This is a genomic window from Kitasatospora sp. NPDC059817 (genome assembly GCF_042731835.1).
Classification (GTDB): domain Bacteria; phylum Actinomycetota; class Actinomycetes; order Streptomycetales; family Streptomycetaceae; genus Kitasatospora.
This window is the reverse complement of record NZ_JBHWIR010000375.1, coordinates 1-2,875: the sequence shown is the minus strand read 5'-3', so window position 1 is coordinate 2,875 and position 2,875 is coordinate 1. Positions and strand designations below refer to the sequence as shown.

Genomic DNA, 2,875 nt, shown 5'->3' with positions numbered 1-2,875 from the left:
CCACGACCACGACCCGGTGCGCAACAGCGACTCCCCGCCCGCCCCCGGTCCGCCGAAGCCGCCCCCCGCGACGCCCGGAGCCCAGGCGCCACCGCCCGGCAGCGGAGGCGCCGCGGACGCGGGGACGGGGGGGCCGGCGGGCCCGGCGACCGGCAGCCGCTGGACCATCGCGGGGACCGCCGGGGACGCCGAGGCGCTCGGCGGGGCGCTCGGCGGGGCGAGTCGCACCAACGGCACGCTCGGAACACGGCCACCGGAGGGGGCAACGGACGCGGACGCAGGACGCCCCCCACGAGCGGCGGGGACGGCGGGGGCTGCGGCAGGCGTCGACGCATCGGCGGAGAACACCGGTCGCACGGTCGGCTCGACCGGGCCGGGGGCGAGGGCAGAGCCGGCAGCAGCGGCAGCAGCGACAGCGGCAGGGCCCGCGGACACCGAACGCTGCACGCTCGCAGCGCGCCCGGCACGGGAGGCGCCCACGGCCGCCGGGCCGGCATCGGCCACGACGACCGGGGGTGCTGGACGCTCCCCGCGCCGCACCCGACCGGCGGGAACCACGACAGGCACCGCAGCACCTCGCGGCTCCGCCGACCGGACACCCGGCTCGACGGGGCTCGGACCGCCGGAGACCGACCGCTGCACCGCCGGACCACGGCCGCCACGCTCCACAGCCACCGGCGGCACGGGAGTCTCCCCGCGCCGCACCCGCCCGGCCGGGGCGATGGCGGGCGCTACGGGCTGCCCGTCCGGCGCCTCCGGGCGAGGTCCCCCGGCCGTCGTCGAACGCTGCACACCCGCCCGCCCCGCAGGAGGAGCGCCGCGCTCCGACCGGCGCGCATCCGCCTCCCTCGGGCCAGTTCCGGGGCCAGCGGCCACCGGACCGGAACCACCAATCGCCGGACCCCGCACACCTGCACGCCCCGAGGGGGCACCACCGCGCCCCGACGGCCGCGGCCCCTGCGCCGCCGAGCCGGCCGACGCCGACGAGCGCGCGTCCGCCTTCACCGGGCCGGCGCCGCCGGCCACCGAACGCTGCACGCTCGGACGCCTCACGGCAGCAGAACGCCCCACCGCGCCCGAGCCGGCAGAGTCCGCAGAGCCGCCGGACGCCGATCCCCGCGCACCCGCACGCGTCACCACGGCACCCCGCGCACCCGGCACCGCCGGGCTGGCGCCTTCCGGGTCCGACGGGGATTCCGGGGACGCCGGGCGCGCAGCGTCGGGTCGGCTCGCCTGTGCCCGTCGGGGCAGGCGCAGGACGGCGGCGGCCCGGTGCCGCCAGCTCGCGGGTGCCGCCGGCTCCGGGGCCGGCGGCACTTCGGTGCGCACGGGCGGCTCCTGCGGCCAGGCGGCCCTGACGACGGGTGGGGCGGGCACCGGCGCGGGCACGCGGCCGGACACCGGTGCGGGCGCCGTCGCCGGCGCGGCGAGCGTGGACGCCATGCGGCGCTCGCCGAGCAGGCCGAGCGTGCAGTGGCCCGGCCCGGCCGCCGGACGTGCGGCGGTGCCGCCGATCGGCGAGCGGGCCACGACCAGCGGGCCGGGCTCGCCCGGCGAAGCGGTGGGCCGCACATCCCGGGCGCCACCGGTACCACCGGCACCACCGGCACCACCGGCACCACCGCTGCGCCGGGCACGGCGGGCCGGGTCCTGCGGTGCCGTCCCGGGGGGCGACTGCAGCCCGGCGGCGGGGCCGGGCTCCGTGGAGCCGCCCTGCCCGCTCGTGGCAGCGCTTCGCGCGCTAGGCGCAGCCGCACGCTGGACTGCCGTGGCGCCCGGCGCGGCGGCGGCCGTGCCTGCGGCACGAACAGTGCCTTCCGGGCTCGGGGGCGCCACGCTTCGGCCGGCCGGCTGCGGCGGTGCGGAAGTGGCGGGGGTGGCGGGAGTCGCTGGGGTGTCAGGAGTCGCTGGGGCGCCGTGGCCCGGGGCCGTGGTCCGCCGGACGGGGCCGCGCCGGCCGTCGGCCGTACCGGCGGCCCGTGCTCCGGGTGCCGCGCCCGCCGTCGGCGGCAGCGCGGTCAGCGGCGCGCCCAGGCCGCCGTGCGTGCGGGCGTTGGACGATTCGGTGCGCGCCTGTTCGGTACGCGGCTGTTCGGTACGCGGCTGGGTGGCGCGCGGCTGGGTGGCGCGCTGCGCGGCGGTCGGACCGCCGCCGGTCTGGACGGCGCGCTGTACGGGGGCGTCCCCGCGCCGTCCGGGCTCGGGGCGGGCAGGGCGAGCCGAGCGCGCCGGGTTGCCCGGTGCCGACGGTTCCGAGCCATCCGACCCGCTCCCCGCCGGAGCGGCCGGCTGCGCGGGCGGGGAGACGATCGGCATCGGCCCGTGCCCGACCCCTGGGCCGGGTACGGGACCGAGGCCTGACGCGCCGTCGGCGTTGAGCCGTGGCGAGGCGCTGGCGGGCAGCGAGGTCAGCGGGGCACCGAGCACGGGTCGGCCCGGTGCGGCGCCTCCCCTCGCGGCGCGCTGCACGGCGTTGCCGGTGCGCGAGGTCGGGGCATCGTTCGGCCGCACCGGAGCCGGCTCGGAGGTCTCGGACGGCCGCGCAGTGCCACCCGGCTCCGCGACGGGCGGAGCAACGTCGGCGGACTGCTCCGCCGTCGTCGCGCTCGCGGGCCGTTCCACCGGTGCCGCGCCCTCGGGCCGCTCCACCGGATTCGCACCCTCGGCAGGCTCCACCGACGCGACGGCGGCGGCACGTTCCACTGTCGTCGCGCTCGCGGCACGCTGCACCGGCCGGGGCGGGATCACGGCCACCGCGCGCGTCGGCAGCGACCGGGGGCGGGGTGCAGCAGTCAGCGGCTTCCCGACGCGGCGCGACGGGTCCGGGCGGGGCGGCCCGGCCGGGCCCGGCTGCGGCACCCGGGGAACGTGTGCC

1 pseudogene is annotated in these 2,875 nt (G+C 81.3%); it reads right to left on the bottom strand.

The features are described 5' to 3' along the window. Positions 1-228, bottom strand: a pseudogene (locus ACFV61_RS35400) (hypothetical protein); the annotation flags it as partial. Positions 229-2,875 lie beyond the last annotated feature (2,647 nt).